The sequence below is a fragment of the Desulforhabdus sp. TSK genome, assembly GCF_022836495.1.
Classification (GTDB): domain Bacteria; phylum Desulfobacterota; class Syntrophobacteria; order Syntrophobacterales; family Syntrophobacteraceae; genus Desulforhabdus.
This window is the reverse complement of the sequence record NZ_BQXM01000021.1, coordinates 61157-81944: the sequence shown is the minus strand read 5'-3', so window position 1 is coordinate 81944 and position 20788 is coordinate 61157. Positions and strand designations below refer to the sequence as shown.

Annotated in this window: 21 protein-coding genes; 15 read left to right on the top strand and 6 right to left on the bottom strand. The window is 53.8% G+C overall.

All coding sequences use genetic code 11. The annotated features are described in order from the left end of the window. Positions 1-480: 480 nt before the first annotated feature. Complete coding sequence (locus tag MWC30_RS13540; protein ID WP_244084727.1) at positions 481-1383, bottom strand: sensor domain-containing diguanylate cyclase; 903 nt, start codon at positions 1381-1383, stop codon at positions 481-483. Between the two features lie 797 nt (positions 1384-2180). Between MWC30_RS13540 and MWC30_RS13535 the strand changes: the two genes are divergently transcribed. The 3 genes from MWC30_RS13535 (at position 2181) to MWC30_RS13525 (ending at position 5191) form a co-directional block, all read left to right on the top strand. Beyond that, positions 2181-3623 (top strand): aminotransferase class V-fold PLP-dependent enzyme, encoded by a 1443-nt coding sequence (locus MWC30_RS13535; protein WP_244084726.1) that lies wholly within the window; start codon positions 2181-2183, stop codon positions 3621-3623. 573 nt (positions 3624-4196) lie between these two features. Beyond that, positions 4197-4397, top strand: a complete 201-nt coding sequence (locus tag MWC30_RS13530) for a PxxKW family cysteine-rich protein (RefSeq protein WP_244084725.1) — start codon at positions 4197-4199, stop codon at positions 4395-4397. 92 nt (positions 4398-4489) lie between these two features. Next, a complete protein-coding gene (locus MWC30_RS13525; RefSeq protein WP_244084724.1) occupies positions 4490-5191 on the top strand; it encodes a shikimate kinase in 702 nt (233 codons plus the stop codon). Here MWC30_RS13525 and MWC30_RS13520 read toward each other — a convergent pair. Continuing rightward, a complete protein-coding gene (locus MWC30_RS13520) occupies positions 5164-5352 on the bottom strand; it encodes a hypothetical protein (RefSeq protein WP_244084723.1) in 189 nt (62 codons plus the stop codon). The two genes, MWC30_RS13525 and MWC30_RS13520, sit on opposite strands and share 28 nt — an antisense overlap. A 437-nt stretch (positions 5353-5789) precedes the next feature. On the opposite strand from MWC30_RS13520, the gene MWC30_RS13515 reads away from it, so the two are divergent. After that, positions 5790-6377, top strand: a complete 588-nt coding sequence (locus MWC30_RS13515) for a hypothetical protein (RefSeq protein WP_244084722.1) — start codon at positions 5790-5792, stop codon at positions 6375-6377. Positions 6378-6474: 97 nt separating this feature from the next. Here the strand turns inward: MWC30_RS13515 and MWC30_RS13510 are convergent, their stop codons facing one another. Both MWC30_RS13510 and MWC30_RS13505 read right to left on the bottom strand, forming a co-directional pair. Then, on the bottom strand, positions 6475-7326 hold the full coding sequence (locus MWC30_RS13510; protein ID WP_244084721.1) for a DUF3786 domain-containing protein: 852 nt from the start codon (positions 7324-7326) through the stop codon (positions 6475-6477). A 115-nt stretch (positions 7327-7441) separates the two neighbouring features. After that, positions 7442-8056 carry a VOC family protein gene (locus MWC30_RS13505; RefSeq protein WP_244084720.1) on the bottom strand — a complete coding sequence of 205 codons (615 nt, stop codon included), beginning with the start codon at positions 8054-8056 and terminating at the stop codon, positions 7442-7444. A gap of 516 nt (positions 8057-8572) precedes the next feature. Here MWC30_RS13505 and MWC30_RS13500 point away from each other — a divergent pair. The 7 genes from MWC30_RS13500 (at position 8573) to MWC30_RS13470 (ending at position 15137) form a co-directional block, all read left to right on the top strand. Then, positions 8573-9127, top strand: coding sequence for an RsbRD N-terminal domain-containing protein (locus MWC30_RS13500; RefSeq protein ID WP_244084719.1), 555 nt, complete (start codon positions 8573-8575; stop codon positions 9125-9127). Between the two features lie 24 nt (positions 9128-9151). Beyond that, positions 9152-10144, top strand: coding sequence for a sulfate reduction electron transfer complex DsrMKJOP subunit DsrM (gene dsrM, locus MWC30_RS13495; protein WP_256461256.1), 993 nt, complete (start codon positions 9152-9154; stop codon positions 10142-10144). Positions 10145-10152: 8 nt separating this feature from the next. Further along, on the top strand, positions 10153-11772 hold the full coding sequence (gene dsrK, locus MWC30_RS13490; RefSeq protein ID WP_244084717.1) for a sulfate reduction electron transfer complex DsrMKJOP subunit DsrK: 1620 nt from the start codon (positions 10153-10155) through the stop codon (positions 11770-11772). After that, a complete protein-coding gene (gene dsrJ, locus MWC30_RS13485) occupies positions 11765-12172 on the top strand; it encodes a sulfate reduction electron transfer complex DsrMKJOP subunit DsrJ (RefSeq protein ID WP_368860852.1) in 408 nt (135 codons plus the stop codon). Before dsrK ends, dsrJ begins: the two co-directional genes overlap by 8 nt. Beyond that, the gene (gene dsrO / locus MWC30_RS13480; protein ID WP_244084715.1) at positions 12172-12954 is read left to right on the top strand and encodes a sulfate reduction electron transfer complex DsrMKJOP subunit DsrO; all 783 of its coding nucleotides are present in this window, start codon (positions 12172-12174) and stop codon (positions 12952-12954) included. The genes dsrJ and dsrO overlap by 1 nt, the downstream gene beginning before the upstream one ends. 10 nt (positions 12955-12964) lie before the next feature. Next, positions 12965-14119: a sulfate reduction electron transfer complex DsrMKJOP subunit DsrP gene (dsrP, locus tag MWC30_RS13475; RefSeq protein WP_368860849.1), complete on the top strand. Its 1155-nt coding sequence runs from the start codon at positions 12965-12967 to the stop codon at positions 14117-14119. A gap of 355 nt (positions 14120-14474) precedes the next feature. Then, entirely contained in the window at positions 14475-15137 is a 663-nt protein-coding gene (locus MWC30_RS13470) for an OmpA family protein (protein ID WP_244084713.1), read from the top strand. A gap of 156 nt (positions 15138-15293) precedes the next feature. On the opposite strand, the gene rsmG is transcribed toward MWC30_RS13470, so the two are convergent. Further along, positions 15294-16772, bottom strand: a complete 1479-nt coding sequence (gene rsmG, locus MWC30_RS13465; protein WP_244084712.1) for a 16S rRNA (guanine(527)-N(7))-methyltransferase RsmG — start codon at positions 16770-16772, stop codon at positions 15294-15296. Positions 16773-16854: 82 nt separating this feature from the next. Here rsmG and MWC30_RS13460 point away from each other — a divergent pair, with 82 nt between their 5' ends. From MWC30_RS13460 to MWC30_RS13445, 4 genes are all read left to right on the top strand, one after another. Continuing rightward, entirely contained in the window at positions 16855-17652 is a 798-nt protein-coding gene (locus MWC30_RS13460) for an RluA family pseudouridine synthase (protein WP_244084711.1), read from the top strand. 73 nt (positions 17653-17725) lie between these two features. Then, positions 17726-18268: a nitroreductase family protein gene (locus MWC30_RS13455; protein ID WP_244084710.1), complete on the top strand. Its 543-nt coding sequence runs from the start codon at positions 17726-17728 to the stop codon at positions 18266-18268. A gap of 523 nt (positions 18269-18791) precedes the next feature. Next, positions 18792-19454, top strand: a complete 663-nt coding sequence (locus MWC30_RS13450) for a helix-turn-helix domain-containing protein (protein ID WP_244084709.1) — start codon at positions 18792-18794, stop codon at positions 19452-19454. After that, positions 19451-20158, top strand: a complete 708-nt coding sequence (locus tag MWC30_RS13445; protein WP_244084708.1) for an MgtC/SapB family protein — start codon at positions 19451-19453, stop codon at positions 20156-20158. The genes MWC30_RS13450 and MWC30_RS13445 overlap by 4 nt, the downstream gene beginning before the upstream one ends. 258 nt (positions 20159-20416) lie before the next feature. On the opposite strand, the gene MWC30_RS13440 is transcribed toward MWC30_RS13445, so the two are convergent. Continuing rightward, entirely contained in the window at positions 20417-20623 is a 207-nt protein-coding gene (locus MWC30_RS13440) for a dodecin family protein (protein ID WP_244084707.1), read from the bottom strand. Between the last annotated feature and the right edge of the window lie 165 nt (positions 20624-20788).

The window sequence follows — 20788 nt, the reverse complement described above, 5'->3', positions numbered from 1 at the left end:
ACCCCCTGGATTATGGATGATAGAATCCAGGTTATCGTACTACTGTGGACACAACCTGTCCACTACTTCTGGGGCCAAATCCCGAGCACTAAAACCGGCCCTCAGAGGCCATTTTTGGACGCCCTAGGATAAACAGGATCAGATGGAAAAAGCGCTGCACGGAGCAGAGGAGATTGTATATGCAGATTAAGAGTGAAACATCCTGAAGAAAATGTGCAATTTTGTTCTTGCAGCTTTGCCGCAGTCTATATTCCTATGCAAGTTATGCTTGCGGCTCAATATCAATGAAACAAACAGTGAATTGAGTGTAATGACCTGAAGGCGGGGAGTCAATAGTGTGGGGACTGCGTGGGCATGGTCTTGCCAATCGGGAAGGTCTCCAGGACAATCCACGTCCCCGGAGCGGAGTGGCCGGGCCTCCCCAGCACGGGAAGGAACCAGAGTGTAGAAAATTCAGTTCCTCATCCTCAAGTCAGTTTTTCAGCCCAATGTCAGGCAATTCCTGCCAGCCCTCTTGCTATCGTAGAGGAGCGTATCCGCTCTCTTTAAAAGAGTATCCAGCGTGTCATCATCCCGCACGTTCGTTGCTCCCGTGGAAATGGTGACATGCAACCGATCTTCATCCTGGCAGATGTAGGAGTTTTCTATGAGAAGTCGGAACCGGTTGCCCAGGTCTTTGAGCTGCGGCGGAGTCACATTCCGTATGATCCCGAGGAACTCCTCTCCACCCCATCGGCCGACCGCATCGAACGCTCTCGAGTTATTGACGATAGTATCCGCAACAAATCTCAAAACCTGATCCCCCACATCGTGGCCGTGCGTATCGTTGAAAATTTTGAAGTGATCAATGTCCATAAAGAGGATGCCAAAACGGGTATTGAAACGCTTGCGCTCCTCGAAGCGAACCAGGAGCTCCTTTTCGATGCAGCTTCGGTTGGGCAGGCGCGTGAGACCGTCAAGCATGGCCATTTCTTCAAGTTCTTTGACCTTCACCTCGATGGCCTTGAGGTTGCTGAGGTCGGTGAAAAGTTCCACGCCGCCGATCACGATTCCATCCTCATCGGTGAGCGTGCTGACACGAACGGAGACAGGAACCCTGTGCCCGTGCTTATGATGCATGAAAACCTCGGCTTCACGGGTGACACCGTCGCCGATAGTCGCAGCCAGAGGACAGAGTCCACAGCAGAGACTGTTTCCGTCATGGTCCACATGGGTCAGAATGTTGTCGGAACAGGATCTGCCCACGACTTCGGCGGCCGCATACCCCGAAATTTTTTCCGCAGCCCTGCTCCAGTATTGAATGATCCTGTCCCGGTCGACCCAATACAACCCATCATGCAGATTTTCGATGATCCGGCTGCAGGAATTTTTGTCGAGAATCATTATGGTCCATTTGCTTTTCTGTTAGAGATTCACAGAATAGAGTAAAAAATGGAGCTCTCTGCTCTATTCAAATATGGCTCTTCGTTTCATTGGAGGAGGGGACGGGAGGTGGCCGCCGTCCGCCTCGGGTGGCCCCCTTCCACACAGATCCGAACCAATTCATCGGCCCGTACGCGGTTGAGACGCCGAACCCTGGGAACCGGAGCCCGTATAGGTGCTTCCGGATCCTGTCGTTCCTTGATTGTTGCCTCCTTCGGCAAAGGCGGCACCTGCCGTCAAAATCAAAGCCAAACCCAGCATCAGAAGAGCCCTCATTTCATTAACGTCCTTTTCTCGTGTTCATTCCATGTTTCCTTGACAGGCCATAAAACAGTCGGTCGACGTTTGCGAAACCATCAAAATATTTGCCTCCGGCAGTGGGCACACCCCCAAACGACTTTTAAATCCATAAATACCCATCATTCTCCCTGGAAATACTCTCCGACCACCAACTCCGCCCCCGAGATAGGGGCTGCGCCAGGACTTCACCCCTTGAGAATCCTCATGAAAAGTATCCCTGAAATTTTTCTAAAGTTCTGATGGAACTAACCCGATATTCTTTGCGTGATCATACAAAAGAGAAAATCATGAATATTTGGCTTTAAATGGTCAATAGAAGCCAAATTTAGCTTTATTCCATCTCAAACTCTCTTTTTTACCAGTATACATTTCCAGAGAAACTATCGTCCGATGGCACAGAATACTCAAACATCACAACAAGGTCTGCTCTATTTCCATGCATCAGGGAGGAATTCAACGTGAACGATCTGCATTGCAACAAACATGAAACAGGAAGCGAATCCCTCAACCAAACACAACCTGTCTCTCAAAACGGGATCTCCCGGCGGGGCTTTTTCAAGCTCGCGGGAATTGCAGCGGCTGCTGGGGCTGCCGGAGTGTCGTTCCCCAAAGGAGCAGGAGCCGCCCCCTCCAAGCTTCTGTCCCTGGACGCCAGCCTTCCCAACAAAGTTTTCTGGAAAGGGGTGCAAAAACAATTCATCATCGATCCCAAGGTTGTCTACATGAACATCGGGACCACGGGATCCATGCCGCAGCAGATTCTGAAAAATTATCAGAAATACAATGAGCTCGCCGCATTTCATCCCCGAACCTTCGAAGCGGAGCTGGGGGCGGATTTCGGCTTGCCGGCGCAGCGCGCAGAGCTGGCTGCCCAATTTGGCTGCAACGCGGATGAAATTTGCTTGTCCCGCAACACAACGGATGGAATGGATGCCATCCTTTTCGGTTTGAACTTCCAGGAGGGGGACGAAATCCTGACGACGCACCACGAGCACATTGCTGCCCTTTCGCCCCTCAATGTGCTCCGAGACCGCTACAAGGTTAAGGTTACAGAACTGGAGATTCCCGTCCTCGATACAGCGAGCGAGGATCAGTTCGTGGATCTGTTCGCCCGTAACATCACCAAAAATACCAAAGCCATCCTTTTTTCCCACATCACCTACAAGACGGGGACTCGCCTGCCCGCCAAAGCGCTCTGCACGCTGGCACGGGAAAACGGTTTGATCTCCATCGTGGATGGGGCGCACGGCCCCGGAATGTTGAAGCTCGATTTTCACGACATGGGATGCGATTTCTATGCGGGTCCGGGCCACAAGTGGCAATGCGGCCCCGGAGGGACGGGCATCCTGTATCTGCGCAACCATGGAGACGACCTGCCCGAATTCTGGACCCAGAATGCTTCCACCTACACTTTCGTTGCACAGCCTGTCAAAAATGACCGTAGCAAATACGATATCGGCATGGCCATGCAGTACCGGGGACAGATGGATGTGTCGGCACACCTGGCCATGGTGGACGCCTGCAAAATGTGGGAGGAAATCGGTCGTGAGAAGATCGAGGAATATGTTTGCTCTCTGAGCTCTTACTTGAAAAAAAGCCTCGCGCAAAAGTACGGGGAAGCCGGCACATTCTTCGCGCCCGACATCCCCGAGTTCAGCACGGGCCTCACGTCCTTCAATCCCTTTGCGAACCTCGAGGCTGGAGACAAAATCCAGGCCCTCGTGGCACGCCTGGAAAGCGAAGCCGGGTACCAGGTTCGCTACACGGATTTTCACCTCCATGCAGGGGACACGAAGCCGACATACGCACTGCGCATTTCCACCCATATCTTCCACAACCGAGCCCAGGTGGACGGCCTGGTGGACGCACTCTACGATCTCAGCCTGCAGATTGAAGGATAGAGATCGCTCCTTCGCCAAACCACGATCCCCCGCCCTCTAAAGCCTGCCATGCTTTCGCTGCCCCCGGGAAATCCGGGGGCAGTTATTGGACCCCATTCCCGAGGCTACGCTTTCACTTGAGCATCTGAGCACATATTTTTTGGCTCTTCATGCCGTCAGACCGGTGTAAGCCGAGACCCGGAGAATTTGCCGTGGGGGTGGATTCCGGCTAACCCCCATGACCGAGCGGTCACAAGGAAGGATGAAAAGACTTAATGACGGCATTTTCACAGGAAAAGCATGCCGGAATGACGCAATCAATAAGGCTCAAGCCCGGGACTGCAAGAATTCTTGCTCAACAGGCTCCTGTCGATTTGACAATATTTTTTTTGCATTTTATACTTCGTCGTTTGGTTGAGCGGCACAAAAATAAGCCGACCCGCGGAGCTTCCGTTGCACAAACAATGTGTTATTACTCCCGAAAGTTCGGATAGTATCATTGATTTTGAGACGAAGCGGATTCCCGCGAACTCTGGTTTTGAGAGCATACGCTCGCATTGGCAGTCAAGGTAAATACTCATGGGAGGTCTAGGAATGGAACAAATGGAATGGAAGCCCATCGTCGAAAAGTGCAGCGGCTGCGGCAACGTCATTGAAGAAAGATGCCGCATCTGGACGACTCCGGCAGCCAAGTGGAGAATGGGAATCTGCCCCTCGGCGACGCACATGAAGGTGGAAGTCAAATCCACGGAAACGAAAGTCCGCGTCGGCCAGCAGAAGCAGAAAAAGAAATAGTCCCGCATCCCGAGGGAATCCAACCTCAAGAAAGCACCTCATGGAGCTCGGTTCCCACGAATGGGGCTCCATGGGGAAAAGAAAAAATTCCCATGGAAGAGCTCCATCCCCAGGCCGCCAAGTCTTTTTGCCCCATGCGTCTCTCCTTGATGGGCATGTCGGGCTCCGGCAAATCCTACTGGTCTCAAAAACTCGCCGAGCATGGCTTCAAGCGATTCTGCTGTGACGCACTGATCGCCCAAAAGCTTCGGTCACAATTGACGGCAGCGGACGGGTCTCCGGTTGAAATGGGGAAATGGATGGGATTTCCCTATGAGCCGGGTTACAGGACTCGCGAAGCTCAGTACCTGGCCTGTGAGGTAGAAGTGGTTCGGGAGATCCTGGATTACCTCCGCAACACAAAGGAGAGCGATGAAAACATTGTGGTCGACACCACCGGGAGCGTTGTCTACACGGGAGATGCCATCCTGGAAGAGCTGCACCGCCGCACGACGATCATCCATCTTTCCAATCCCCCGGAAGTGCAGGAGCTGATGTTCAAGGCCTACGTCGCCCACCCCACCCCGCTCCTCTGGCGGGAGCTCTTTCAAATGGCGCACTCCGAAACCAGGGAAGCAGCTCTGACCCGCTGCTATGCAGAGCTGCTCAGCAGTCGCGAAAAGCTCTACAGAAAATACGCCGCCATGGACATCGGCTATTTCACACGAAGGAGCAAGGCATTTGATGTGGAGACGCTCCTCGCCGCGGTGGAAAATCACTGCTCCGGTCAGTCCTCCAGCGTGTCCGCATTGTAGGACTTGGACCAGATGGCGGCTTTTCGCATGATGGCATGCAATTCCCTGAGCAGTTCCATGGGCAGTTTGTCCAAGCCGATGGGCGAAGCGATGATGGTGAAATAACCCATAATGTCCTTTTTCATTCCTGCACGGGCCTGATCATCCGGTATTGTCTCCACCTCTATCTCCTGTCATGTATCCTCGGGATTGCGGCTCAAATTCACGCCGTAGTAAGCCTCCGCCATAAATTACAGCATCTCCCCGCAGCCTTCAACCTTCCTTGGCGGACAGAGGTTCTCCACCCCAACGTCCTCCTGACTCCCGGCCCATTTCTTTCAGCTAACGGCTAGACAGACATCGCCAAAAGCCGTATTAATACCCCACCATGAAAGCGCGCAGTATACATATGGAATGATACAGGACAATCAATACGAACGTTGTGGGACAGCCGGCTCCATCAGTGCAATGCGCTGACATGCCGCAGCACATGCGCCGAGCACCGGACGGCGGTGAGCACGAAAGCCCGATCGATGCTTTTTTGCATTCTTTGCCTTCACATACGGCATTGTTCGAGGGCGCCGCAGCCATCACCCCAGCGGTTCGACCGGAGGATACAATGAGCACCAAAATACCTGACGACATCTTGAAATTGTTGGATGCAGTGGAAGAGGAAAACAAAAAGCGCAGAACATCCCTCACCCAGAGAGTCGTGGAATGGAACCGTCTGAGGAATCTCTTCAAATTCGATTCGGACCAGGAAGTCAAGATGCTCAGTGCGGCGGCCCATGAATTCTTCTATGCCAAAGACCTCACCGAGCGACTCAATGCCCTGGCAGACTTTGAATTCATCTGGATTGGAACCTCCGCCAAGTATGGCGCATCCAAATACAATGACATTCCCGAGATGGCCAAAACGGAAAAGGACTACCAGGCGCTCTACAACTGGAAGGAGTCCGTGTACACCATCATGATTGAGAACATTGTGGCGGAGCTCAGTGAGCACTGTCCCGGGGGGGAGGACGATGCAGACTGGATCGCTGTCCTGTTGGAGCAGGTTTTGAACATCATCGTGGAAGCCGCTGAAGACAAGCAGGTGGCAAAACCCCGGTCAAGAGCCAGGAAGGCCGCCGATCGCGAGGGCACCGGTGAGAGAATTCGCATGGCCTTCGATGACTGGCTCAAGGAGATTGAGCAAGGAGGGTAGGAGCGGATGTGCACAGCCCACCCTCTCTGTTCCTCAGGCAGAGAGGGTGGGGAAGCAATGAAGCGTCGGTGTGGTGTTAGGATCCAGTGGAAAGGTTCTATTCGTGAAGGCGATCGAGCAGCCTGTCCGTCACCTGTTCACAGGCAAAGAGGAGCGATTCGAGATCGAGGGTGCTCAATGCATTGGCATCGAACAGGAACTTCGTTTTCGCTTCGAACCCCTCTGCGGGCTCTTCATCCCACCACAGGATACGGATCGTAAGCCGGGGAAGGATTTGGAATTCTGCTGCAAAATCCACGTCTTCATGCTCATGGGAAACATTCCGCCCCAAAGGAGCCACCAGAGCGGGCAGGCCCGACATCTTTCCGGCGAAGGAATCGGCCAGCCGCATTTCACAATGCTCTTTGAGGCTTTTGATTTTCGAGATGGAATTGGGAAAGCTCTCCATCCCGACCCAGGACCCCGAAGGAGCGACGGCCCCTCCGATGACGTAATTATAGAGGAAGATTTTCTCCCAGGGACTGAGCTCGTCCCCGACTGCACTGGTGATGTCGTCAGAGGTGACCCTCACTGGACGGCCGAGGTAGCTGAGCTCCAGCCCAGTTTCTTTTCTCTCTGCCGTAAGCCGGGCCCCAAGGCTCTCAGCAATGTCAGCAAAATTCCATTTCTTGATTTCTCCCCGGAGAAAGGTGAGGGCTTTCTCGAAACCCTCACGCTTCAATCCGATGCCAGCCTTGTGCTGGTCTTCCAGTTGAGCCTGAAAAGGCTGGAGGGCTTCCTCATCCAGGTAGGGGCACGCACCCAGATCCCCCTGCCCCACGATGACCTGAGTCGCAAATGCCAGGCAGGTGGCGAAGCCACATTCGCCACAGTTGGTTTTGGGTGTCAGTTTGTACAATTGGAGTGGAACCAGCCTGTTTTCCAGTTTTTCCCGATGACCATCCTGCATGCAATCTCTCCAGAATTTCCCCTTTGGGGATGACGACACGGTGCCAATGACCGGGCATCGCGCCCCGGCCTCATCTTGACGCTGAATCCATACCTGATGAGGATTCCAAACATCCTCAAGGGGATTTCAGAGCTTTCTCCCAGATGTTTTTCTTTATTCCATCGAACAACTCCAAGCCCTCTCCCGGAAAAATGTCCCGCTCTTCCGGCGGAGTGGCTCTTTCGACAGGCGGCCAATTCCCTGGCTGAGGCTCAGGGCCTTCCTCTATGATTTCCGAGGGATGCGAGTCGGTATTGACCGGGTTTTTGCGAATGTCGAAGCCTGCGACAGCGCAGCTGAATTCGATGGGAATCCCATTGGGATCGAACGCATACACGGAACGGATGAACCCATGATCGATCATATCCGAAACCCAATATCCAGCGGCATCGAGCCGGTCCCGCAGCATCCAGACCGTATCTTCGGAATCCACGGCAAAGGAAACATGATCGAAGATGAAGGGGCCTTTTACTGGATAGCCATGGTCCTTCTCGGGAACGGGCTCTACATCAGGCCATTCAAAAAATGTCAGCAGTGTGTCGGGTGACACCTCAAAAAAATAATGACGGTAACCGGAGCGTCCCATCCCGATGACAAGACGCATTTCCAACAGATCTCGCCAAAACCGAATGGTTCGATCCATATCGCGGGTGGCCATCGCCAAGTGGTGGATCCCATGGTATTTGATCATGTGCTCTTCCCCTGCCCTCTGGTTTTGTTCTCAGCAACACATTTCGCGAAATAACCTTAAGTCGGGATGCCCAAAAAGCAACCCATTTTCATCCTGCCCTGGCCCACAGAATGAGCCGCTCACGACTTTTTAACTAAATCAGGTGAGATTACAGAGTGTTATATTCCATTCCATAGGGATCGATCGAGCAAACGTCTTCGAGCCTTCTTCGGGAGGATATCAGCCCCTCCGAGAGGTGTGTTTATCCCGTCCAATCGTTGTTTTAACTTTCTAACCCGACGTCCCATTGGCTCTTGACACAGTATGGTAATTAGTTTAACGTTCGCACATTCACAAGGTTACACTAGCTTTCGTCAATCGATTGGCATCGTTAGACCTGTAGGCAAAAAGAGAGGGGCTCTGGCATAAGTATCACTTCAGGCGAGAGGAGGGGATAGATCGTTCTTGATTTGAGAGTTCATTTCCATCAGCGTTTTTTGAGGGCACCCGCAGGGGTGGACGAAGGGCAAATTGGGTATGAGTCTTGAGAAATTTTTAACAGAGTCGAGAACCACCGTCCTCAAGAGGTGGTTTGACGCCGTGGTGGACGCTTATCCACCGGAAACCACGAGACTTCTTAAGAAGGAAAAGAACCAGTTCGCCAATCCTGTGGGACACAATCTATCCCAGGGGATGGAGGGAATTTACGATGAACTGGCAGGGGGGCTGGCTCCTGAGAAGGTCCAACCGCATTTGGACCAGATCATCCGCATTCGAGCGATCCAGGATTTTTCACCCTCGCAGGCTGTGGCTTTCATTTTCCTCTTGAAGAAGATCTTCCGAGACGTTCTGGGGGATGCCCATACCGATGAAGGAATATCCCCCCAGGAATTATTGGCGCTGGAGACCCAGATCGACAGTTTGGCGCTGCTCGCTTTCAACATTTATATGGAATGCCGCGAGAAGTTGTGTGAAGTGCGAATAGCCGAGATCAAGAATAGATCGTTCAGACTCCTGCAACGGGCCAACCTGTTGGCGGAGATTCCTGAGCATGAGTCGGAATTCAAAAAAGGCAGCACTCCAATAACCTAACTTTTTCAAACGAGGGATTGTTAAATGGGCATCAAGTTTTCCTTACTCTCAGTTGTTGCGCTAGTCTTGGCGGTTTTTTTGGGAGTGAAGGCGGCTGGTTTGACTTATTTTTTCGGGGTCGTCATTCCCTACATCGCCATCTTCACATTCATAGGGGGATTTACATTTCGCATACTCAAGTGGGCACGCACACCGGTTCCCTTCAGCATTCCCACCACTGCGGGACAGCAGAAATCCCTGCCTTGGATCAAGCATAGCAAGCTCGACAACCCCTCGACTCCTGCCGGAGTCGTGGGCCGCATGATTCTCGAAGTGCTCCTTTTCCGCTCCCTTTTCCGCAACACCAAGCTCGAGAAATATGACGGACCCAAGCTGGCCTACCAGTGGGAAAAATGGCTCTGGCTTTTTGCCATCCTGTTTCATTATTCCTTCCTGGTGATTTTTGTGAGGCACTTGAGATTCTTCACTGAGCCCGTCCCCGGATTCGTGCACGCTCTGGACAGTGTGGACGGCATGCTGCAGATCGGTCTTCCCGGGCTTTACATCTCTGACCTCGTTTTCATCGCCGCGGTAACATTCCTCTTCCTTCGGAGGGTTGTCATCCCGCAGGTGCGCTACATATCGCTGCCTGCAGACTATTTCCCTTTGTTCCTGCTCCTGGCGCTGGGACTCAGCGGCATCCTCATGCGCTATTTCACCAAAGTGGATATCCTTAAAGTCAAAGAACTGGCCCTGGGGATCGTGACATTCCATCCCGTCATTCCCGAAGGGATCGGTGTACTCTTCTTCATCCATCTTTTCCTGATTTGCACCCTCTTCATCTATTTCCCGTTCAGCAAGCTCATGCACCTTGGCGGCGTTTTCCTGAGCCCCACGAGGAACATGCCGAACGACAGCCGCATCATCCGACACATCAACCCTTGGAACTACCCTGTAAAAACCCACACTTACGAAGAGTATGAAGACCACTTCAGAGAAAAAATGATAGAGGCCGGATTACCTGTGGAAAAGGAGTAAAATAGAAAATGGCAAAGGTCCCCAAACCAAGCGAGCTACTGTTGGATTATGCGCTTCCCAAAGCGGAATGGATGGATACCAAGCCCGATTTCAGGCCGGGTACCTGGTGCTATCCTGGCAAAGCCAAGAACCTCGATGTGCTGCAGCTTCCCCACGCCAGGGAATGGAACCCACCCGACGAAGACTGGAAGCTCCCCTCCAACTGGAAGGAGATCATCTTCGAAGGACTCCGCGATTGCCTGGACAAATACCGCTCTCTCAGAATTTTCATGGATGTCTGTGTCCGGTGCGGAGCGTGCGCCGATAAATGTCATTTCTACATCGGCTCCGGCGACCCCAAGAACATGCCCGTGCTGCGCGCCGAGCTTCTGCGCTCCATTTACCGCAAGGAATTCACCACGGCCGGTAAGGTCCTGGGAAAAATTGCCGGCGCCCGTGAGCTGACGGAAGACGTCGTCAAAGAATGGTTTTACTACTTCTTTCAGTGTACCGAGTGTCGCCGCTGTTCCGTTTTCTGCCCCTACGGTATCGACACGGCTGAAATCACCATCATAGGGCGCGAGCTCCTCAACCTCCTCGGTCTCAATATCGACTGGGTGGTGGGTCCCGCCGCCAACTGTTTCATGAACGGCAACCACCTGGGAATCCAGCCCCATGCCTTCAAGGACATGATCGAGTTCTTCGTGGATGAGATCGAAGCCGTCAACGGCGTCCGCGTCGAGCCGACCTTCAACCGCAAGGGCGCCGAGATTCTTTTCATCACGCCCTCGGGTGACGTCTTCGCCGATCCCGGTACGTACACCCTGATGGGCTACCTGATGCTCTTCCATGAGATAGGTCTGGATTACACCTGGAGCACCTATGCTTCGGAAGGCGGCAACTTCGGCCTCTTCACCAACCATGACACCATGAAAAAACTCAACGCCAAGATGTACGCGGAAGCCAAGCGCCTGGGCGTCAAGTACATCATCGGCGGCGAGTGCGGTCACATGTGGCGTGTCGTCAACCAGTATATGGACACCATGAACGGCCCGGCGGATTTCCTGGAGGTTCCCGTCTCTCCCATCACCGGCACAGTTTTCGAGAATGCCAGATCCACAAAGATGATCCACATCGTGGAATTCACTGCGGACCTCATCAAGAACGGCAAGCTCAAGTTGGATCCGAGCCGCAATGATCACCACAACGTGACCTATCATGACTCTTGCAATCCAGCTCGGGGCATGGGTTTCTTTGATGAGCCGCGTTATGTCATTCAGAACGTCTGCAACAATTTCCATGACATGCCTCCCAACACCATTCGCGAGCAAACATTCTGTTGCGGCAGCGGTTCCGGTCTGAACACGGATGAATTCATGGAAATGCGCATGCGAGGCGGCCTGCCCCGTGCCAATGCTGTGCGGCATGTCCACGACAAGTACGGTGTCAACATGCTTTCAACCATTTGCGCCATCGACCGTGCCGTACTGACGCCCCTCATGGATTACTGGGTCCCGGGCGTAGGCGTGACAGGTGTACATGAACTGGTGGGCAACGCTCTGGTGATGGAGGGTGAAACGGAAAGGACGACCGACCTCCGCGGCGAACCCCTTGCAGGAATGGAGGATATAGAGAATGAAGATGTATAATGCCAAACAAATCATCCCCGGGCTTATCATCTTTCTTGGCCTGATCACCTTTCCCCTCTGGTACAACATGGGGAAGGCGGCTCCGGTCCCGCAGCCCAAGCTGGATACGCCCGCGATTCAAAAGTTGGCCCAAAAGCAATGCGTTCTACCCGCAGCGCAGATGAGAACGGAGCACATGCAGATTCTCAACGACTGGCGAACCCAGGTCGTGCGCTTCGATAAAAGAGTTTATGTGGCCCCGGACGGCAAGGAATATAATATGAGCTTGCAGAACGAATGCATGAAATGCCATTCGAACAAAACTCAGTTTTGTGATGCTTGCCATAACTATGCTGGACTCAAGTTGAATTCAACCCCTTACTGCTGGACCTGCCACATTGCCCCGAAGGAGAACAAGTAATGGAAAGTAACAGAAGAAGCTTCTTAAAAGTCAGCGGAATCTGTGCGTTGGGGCTAGGAGCTTTGCCGGTTGCTGATGCGCTTGCCAAGGCCGCGCTCCCCAACTTCCTGGCTAACCCCAAGGAGCTGGCCGGGAAAAAGTGGGCGATGGTCGTCGATATGAAGAAGTGCTGGGAAAAGTCCGAAAAGGGCTGCCATGATTGCATCAACGCGTGCCACGTTTTCCACAACGTTCCCGACATCGGCACTGTGAAAGAAGAAGTCAAGTGGATTTGGCAGGAACATTATGAAAATACATTTCCGGGCCAGACCAACGAGTTCAACGTGGAAAACATCAAGGACAAGCCCTTCATGAATCTGTGCAACCATTGCACCAATCCCCCCTGCGTGAGGGTCTGCCCCACCAAGGCGACCTTCAAGAGAGCGGACGGGATTGTCATGATGGACTACCACCGCTGCATCGGATGCCGTTTCTGCATGGCTGGATGCCCCTACGGCTCCCGTAGCTTCAATTTCAGAGACCCCCGTCCCTATATCAAGACCGAGCTCAATCCCACGTTTCCCACTCGGGAGCGCGGTGTCGTTGAGAAGTGCAACTTCTGCGCGGAGCGCCTGGCCGAAGGCCTGATGCCTTCCTGCGTGGAATCATGCAAGAATGGCGCGCTGGCGTTTGGAGATCTGGAGGATCCCAAGTCTACCGTCCGCAAGCTGCTGGCGTCTCACTACACCATCGTGCGTAAACCCGAGCTTGGCACAGGGCCCAACGTTTATTACATCATATAAGGGGTACGTTATGCTTGAGAGGGCACTGACTGGAAGTCAAAGATACTATAGATGGCTGATGTTTCTGCTTGTTTTCGTCGGCATGGGCTTTGCCGCCTACCTTTACCAGTTGAGCAATGGTTTGACCGTCACAGGCATGAGCCGGGATGTTTCCTGGGGATTCTACATCGCTCAGTTTACGTTCTTTGTCGGTGTGGCGGCTTCAGCCGTGATGGTGGTTCTCCCCTACTACCTTCATAACGTGAAGGTATTCGGCCGAATCACCATACTCGGGGAGTTCCTGGCGGTTGCCTCGGTCACAATCTGCCTGCTCTTCATCATTGTCGACCTTGGTAAACCCATGCGTCTCATGAACGTGCTGCTCTACCCCACCCCCAACTCCATCCTGTTCTGGGATATGATCGTTCTGAACGGTTATCTGTTCCTGAACATCGTTATCGGGTGGAATGTGCTGGAGGCCGAGCGCAAGGGGGTCCATTACCCCAGCTGGGTGAAGCCCCTCATCTACACGTCCATTCCCTGGGCTGTCAGTATTCACACCGTAACGGCATTCCTGTACGCCGGTCTGCCGGGAAGACACTACTGGTTGACGGCGATCATGGCCGCACGATTTCTCGCCTCCGCCTTCGCGTCAGGTCCTTCCCTCCTGATCCTGCTGGCCTTCATCGTCAAGAAGTACAGCAAGTTTGACCCCGGCAAGGAAGCCATCGACAAATTGTCACAAATCGTGACCTATGCCATGCTCATCAGCATCTTCTTCGTGGGTCTCGAGTTTTTTACGGCGTTTTACAGCAACATTCCTTCGCACAAGCATGCGCTGCAATACCTTTTTGTCGGACTGGAAGGCCACGGAAAGCTGGTTCCCTTCATGTGGGCTTTCGTGATTCTCGCCATCGCGGCTGTGGCTCTCCTTCTCAATCCCAAGACCCGCAACGATGAGAAGACCCTCAAGATTGCCTGCGTCTGCGTCTTCTTCTCCATGTGGCTGGAAAAGGGTCTTGGCCTGGTGGTCGCAGGTTTCATTCCCAACCCCTTTGATCAGGTTCGGGAATATGCCCCCAGCATCCCGGAGCTCACCATCGCCTTTGGGGTTTGGGCAACAGGAATGCTTGTTCTCACCATCCTTTATAAGGTTGCCGTTTCCGTCAAGGAGGAGGTTGCCTGATCCTGTCCTGTCAGTCCTTGAAGACGGATCACGCAACGCTTTCTCAGATCTAGAAAAGAGCTCATTCCACTTGGAATGAGCTCTTTTTTTGGGGTCTCCGCAGATTAACGTCTAAATGCCGCAAGTTCCCACTACCCCCGATTATTCATTCACCCGTTCCCAACTCTCATGTCCATCAACCGAAGGATGAATCCCTGTTAAACGCTCCAGACTTTTTGATCCGCGAGCAGTCAGTAATTTCCATGTCTTGCGTTTTTGACGTATATTTGTTAGTTGTACTCATGCGGAAACACTACAGCCGTGAACCATTGCATGACTCTATTTCAATCAGCGACACCCGAGGAGGAAAATAACCATGAGAAAAAGTTACATCCTGTTGTTCGTCATCATCGCTTTCGGCTTATCCGCTTGTGCAACACCCATGACAGGCACACAAAAGGGAGCTGCTACCGGCACAGGTGTCGGCGCCGCCACCGGTGCGATTCTTGGACAGGTCATCGGCCGTGACACCAAATCCACACTCCTGGGGGCTGCTGCCGGAGCCGTCGTTGGCGGGCTCGCCGGGGGTTGGATCGGGACCTATATGGACAAGCAGCAGGCCGAGCTACAGCGCTCCCTTGCAGATACTCAAGGAGCAACGGTCGAGCGTCAGCAGAACGAGCTCCTCGTCACCTTCAAGTCCGATGTCATGTTTGATGTCAATTCCGCCCGCCTGAAACCAGGCGCCAATGCAGACATCGAACAGGTTGCCGACATCTTGAACCGCTATCCCGAGACGCGAGTGAGGGTCGATGGCTTCACTGACAGTACAGGCTCGGAAGAACACAATCTCAGACTCTCCGAGGATCGGGCCTTTTCTGTAAAGAATGCCCTGGTGGACCGCGGCGTTGACCCGGGGAGAATCTCGGCCCGCGGTTACGGTGAAGCCGAACCCATCGCATCCAACAACACAGAGGCCGGACGCCAGCTGAACCGCCGCGTCACCCTCAGGATCATCCCCGTGGAAAAAAATCAGTAGGTCATTGTCCGCTCCCCCTGGCCCACTTTCGTGCCGGGGAGGAGCTCGACAAGTCACCCATTGACCCAAATTTCTTAAGGCTTCGGAGGAGGGCCGCCCCCTGACTCTCGTCCGGAGCCCTCAAGCTGCATCTTCCCCGTCATTCTCTTCCTGCGTTCAAGCCCCTCTTTTCAGCCACTCAGACCAAACGTAGAGAGCGATGGCTGTCGCTGTTGCGGCATTGAGCGATTCCACCCCTTCGTTTATGGGAATGGAAACGGCCCTTCGCCGAAACCGCTCGGGCAAGCCAGGCCCCTCCATTCCAGGCAGGAAAGCAAAACTCTCGGGAAATTCCATTTTCGAAACAGCTTTCCCCTCTGCAGAAAGTGGAATGACAGGCAGGTCTTCAGGAATTTCGTCCAGACTCGGCCCCGCCATCATCTTCACGCGCAGTGCGGTCCCGCCGGAAGCCCTCAGAGCTTTGGGGTGGTACGGGTGGGCACTTTCCGCAAGAAGGATCACCTGGTGAACTCCAAATGCCGCCGCCGAGCGCATGACTGCACCGACATTTTCCGGGTCCTGGAACGGAATCATGAGGCTGCACCCGCTGGGAAGTCCAAGGGCAGGGTCCCAGGGTGTGATGGGATCGACGCGAATGAGTAACAGGGGCCTCTCCGTACCGAAAACATCCAGCATGCGGAACAACTGCGGCGCCAAGCGATACCAGGCGAGGTGCAGCGGGCTTTCCGACGGCGGCAGGTCTGCTTCACCACTGGTGATCCATGCTTCACAGCGCTCGGGAAAATGGGCCAGAATTTCCGACACCTGCTTGCTTCCCGATACCAGGGCCTTGTTCTGCTTCCTGATTCCCCGACTGGTGAGGAGCTTCTTCATTTCCTTAAAAAGAGGGTTCTCAAGACTTGCGATGTCTTTGAACGTGTGCAGAGCCATTGATCGAGCCTTTCTGGCGGCGAGAGGTTCTCCAAGGCGCTGGAAGACGACAAGACGCCGTTCATGAGGTGTCCCTGGAAGGCGGTAAGGCAGGTCGCGCAGCATGCGGTATCCCTCATGCCAATGTTCCAGGGCCGCCTGAACCTCGTCGTCACAGTGCGGGCCTTTCATGAAAATGACCAGCCCCCCCCTGGACAGGCATCCCCCCACCCTTTCCAGAGTCGCTCCCATGTTCTCCACCGCCCGTGTGATGACTCCCCCCACAGGCCGCTCGAAGCGTGTCGATATGCCCTCGCCTATGACCTCCATTCCTTCCAGCCTCAGTTCCTCCACTACCGTCTTCAAGAACTCCACACGCTTCTGCCGGCTCTCCGCCAGGAGCACAGTCAAGTGGGGAAAGGCTATTTTGAGGGGAACTCCGGGCATTCCCGGCCCAGTGCCAAGGTCCAGGAGAGGGGAAGGCAAGTCCACCAGCTTTCCCGGAAGGATGGAATCGATATACAGTTTCACCACCATATTGGCAAAATTGTGGATGCGCGTGAGATTCAGTTCAGGGTTGTAACGGCGCAGCAATTGGTGGTATTTCCAGAGCTGATCGAGCCCTTCCTGAGGCAGATGGATATCGGCCGACGTCAACAGGGCGGCCATTTCAGAGATGCCGGGATGTCGGTTTGATGTTCCGAAAGGGTCTTTGGGGGATCGCACGTTTTGTTTCCGCTTGAATTCAATCCCGTGTGCAGGAAAAACCGGGATGAAGGCTCAGATGTTCACGATGAGGGAAATAGGGATGAAGGACAATTACTTCTACCACCCTTTATGGCCCGTACTTTATGAGGACAACCATTTGCTCGCCCTTTATAAACCAGCGGGACTCCTTGTTCAAGGGGATCGGACGGGGGAGGTTTCACTGCTGGATCTGGCCAAAGCCTGGCTCAAGATGCGTTATCAAAAACCCGGAGAGGTATTTTTGGCCCTGGTTCACCGCCTCGACCGGCCTGTAGCGGGAGCTCTTCTCTTCGGGCGGACGTCCAAGGCCGCCGGACGCCTGAGCGAACAGTTCCGTTCTGGAACGATTCAAAAGCGCTATCTGGCAGTCGTTCATGGCCACTTGAAAGAATCGTCGGGGCGACTGATCCATCACATCGAGCGACGTCCGGAACGCTCCAGTGTCATTCATGCCAGGCCCACACACCAGACACGGGAAGCACGCCTGTCTTATCGCGTGCTCGATGCCTCGTCCTCCAGCAGCCTCGTGGAGATCCAGCTGGAAACCGGTCGGCACCACCAGATACGGATCCAGATGGCCCAATTGGGGCATCCCGTATGGGGCGACCTCCGCTATGGCGCCCCTTTTCCCCTGCCTGATAAGCAGATCGCCCTCATGGCCCACCGATTGACCCTGATCCATCCCACCCTCAAGTCAGAACTGTCCATAGAGTCTCCGCATCCCTGCGGCTGGCCCTGGCCCTCCATCCCGGAAGATTCCTTCCGCCCTCCCTGGAACTGGAAAGAGCTGCAGGTCTTGATGCAGGAGATCGGACTCTCACCTTCTGCTTGCTCATTGCAACAACCTGTGGAATCATAAAACGACACGAGAAGGCTGTTTCTTCAAATGCGACGCTGGATTTCACCGTTCATCAGTTTCAGGAGGAAAAGTCATGGAAAACGTATTGGACATCATCAAGACTAGACGCAGTATCCGAAATTTTGAGGACCGAGAAGTCCCCCAGGAGATCCTGGCACAGCTTCTGGAAGCGGTGCGCTGGTCGCCGTCCTGGGCCAATACCCAGTGCTGGGAGGTGATTGTTGTCAAGGACCTCGAGATCAAAAAAAAGCTCCAGGAAACCATGGGCAAGGGCAATCCTGCAACCCGCGCCATTGTTGAGGTACCCATCGTCATAGGCATATGCGGCAAACTGCAGTCGTCAGGATATTACAAGGGAGAAGTCACCACCAAGTTCGGCGACTGGTTCATGTATGATGTGGGTCTTGCCACCCAGAGCCTCTGCTTGACGGCCCACGCCCTGGGGTTGGGGACGGTCATCGCGGGGTTGTTCGATCACGACAAAGCGAAAGCAGTCCTTCAAATCCCGGAGGGGATCGAACTGGTGAGCCTTATCCCCACAGGGTATCCCGCCAAGGGAACCGGCGCCCCCAAGCGCAGAGAGGTCAGCGAGTTCACCCACTACGACAGGTACTGATGCACATCCGGCACCGGGCGAGCCAATGCTGTTGAATTCACGTCACCCCGTTGGAAACCGGGGTCCAGAATGTCTCTATTTTCCTGGATTCCGGCTTTCGCCGGAGTGACGAAAGTTGGTTCATTCAACAACATTGCCGGGCGAGCCCCCTGGCACAGTCCACAGGTTTCGTCCAGTGCCGTTCAGACAGGTATATTTGGGGTATCTCTCTTCCAGCCCGTCGATTCCCTCATCCATCCAGCCTTCGGCTCGCCTCAACCTCCCGTGCAACTCCAACAGGAGCCTCTTCTGCGGTATTGCCGTTGTGCATGCCGCTCCACCGATGAAAACGCGTGCCTTCCAAGGCTGGGGCCATCGATAGCCCTTCCAATGGATTCTCCTTGTACGGGGCGCTCAGCGGTTATTTCTCTTTTTGTATTAGAAAACATAGTTTACAAGAGTCAAAATTTAGCGTAGGTAAACGTGGATATCATGAGGCAGAATACTTGTCGGAAGCTGATCTCACGGGCTCTGAGGAGATGACATGACACAGAATGTTGATATGGACATCAATTTAGCTGTTAGGGCCTTCAAGATAGGAAACAAGGTGCGTGAGCTCCGGCAGAAAAATCGTTACACACTGCAAGATCTCGCCTCCAAGACAGGCCTTTCAAAGCCATTCCTCTCCCAGATCGAAAACAACCACGTGGTGCCCCCCGTCGCGACATTGCTCAAGCTGGCCAGAGGATTGGATGTCGGCATGAATTATTTCTTCGAGGATGAGATCGACAACGACAAGATCGCCATAACCCGACAGGCAGAAAGTCGGCGCATCGAAAAACGCCCTCACCAGGAAAAAGGTGAGGTCGGATATACGTATTTTTCCTTGGAGACGAAAAAAGCCCACAAGAAGATGGATCCGTATCTCATCGAATTTCCTGTCCAGGAATCCGATGAAATGGTCTTTACAAGCCATGATGGCGAAGAATTCATCTATGTGCTGGAGGGAACCCTGGAGTTTCGGACGGTAGACCGCATTGAAGTACTGAACACCGGGGATGCCATTTACATTGAATCGGACGTCAGCCACAGTTTTCGATGCATCAACAAGGAACCCGCCAAAGCCCTGGCCGTGCTGTGGGCGAACAAAGCGGCATGCTCTTTCTGCAGCCGTGGCGGCTCAGAGTGTGAGCAGGATAAGGTATGATCGATTGGCATGAGTTTTTGATGCAGCTTGCGAAATTGCTGCTCGCAGCCTTTTTGGGAGCATCCATCGGCTTTGAGCGGGAAGCCCACGGGCAGGCCGCGGGATTACGAACCAACCTGCTGGTGGCCATGGGATCCTGCCTCATGATGATGCTCTCACTGCATATGGAACAAGCTTTCCAGCATCTCGACATGAATTCCGTGGTACGAGTGGATCCGGGCCGCATTGCCTCCTATGCCATCGCAAGTATGGGCTTTCTGGGCGCCGGCGCCATTATCAAGGGACAGGGAACCGTTCGTGGACTCACCACCGCTGCAGGTCTTTGGCTGGTCACCGGCATCGGACTTTCCATCGGCGCCGGTTACCTGCTCCCGGCAGTGGTAACGACACTGATCAGCCTGATCATCCTCTACAATCTTCGCTTCCTGAAGCACCTGTTTTCACACGATGTCTTCACCATTCTGAGCCTGACCTGCTCCAGTGAGAGCAAACCACTCGATCAGATCAAGGAGATACTGGCCCGGTTCCCGGAGGTGGAAATCCGTTTCATAAACTACCAACACGACATACTCAGTCAAAGGGTGACCTACCGGCTCCGCCTGTGCAGCAAGGAGCATGCTGCCTGGGGCCGGATTGTGAGCATGCTCACCAAGGAGATACCCCAAGTGGCAACCATCTCCTGGGAAGAAAGCGATGTTCCCTGAAGTCCGGCTGACTCTTGCCGATCGGAAAGGCGGAGACGGCAAACGGTAAAGGTCCATGACATTCGGCGGTTGAGGGGAACAAAGCGGCGCACAACCGCAGGAACGGTACCACTTATACACACAGTGAGGAGCACCCCCCCGTGCTGTATGACGGAAACGATTTCTTCTCACTGCCCTACCATCTGATTCCAGCCAGATGGTTTTCAGTTCATTGGTTTGTGGCGACTGGAAGCTGCGTCTTGCCGCGAGATCTCAAGATCAGCCTTCATATTTGAAAGAGATTTTCACTTTCGCTCGATAGGCAACAACTTTCCCGTTCTCAATGTTCAGATCCAGCTCTTTCACTTCGGCAACCCTCAATTCGCGGAGGGTTTTTGCCGCCGTCTCAACGGCACTTTTCGTTGCTTCCTCCCAGGAGTTTGGACTGGTTCCCACCAACTCGATGAATTTGTATATACTGGCCATGACTTCCTCCGTTTTTCCTATGAAAAAAAAGCGTTGCGTTTACTTTTCCAGGAACGCCGCTTTGTTCCTTCGTGAAAGCCTGCCGTCGTCTTTCGGACGATCGCAGGAGGCACGTCTCCACGCCGGGGGGGTCAGGAAATCCGCCGGAAGGAGGCCTGCCGGGAT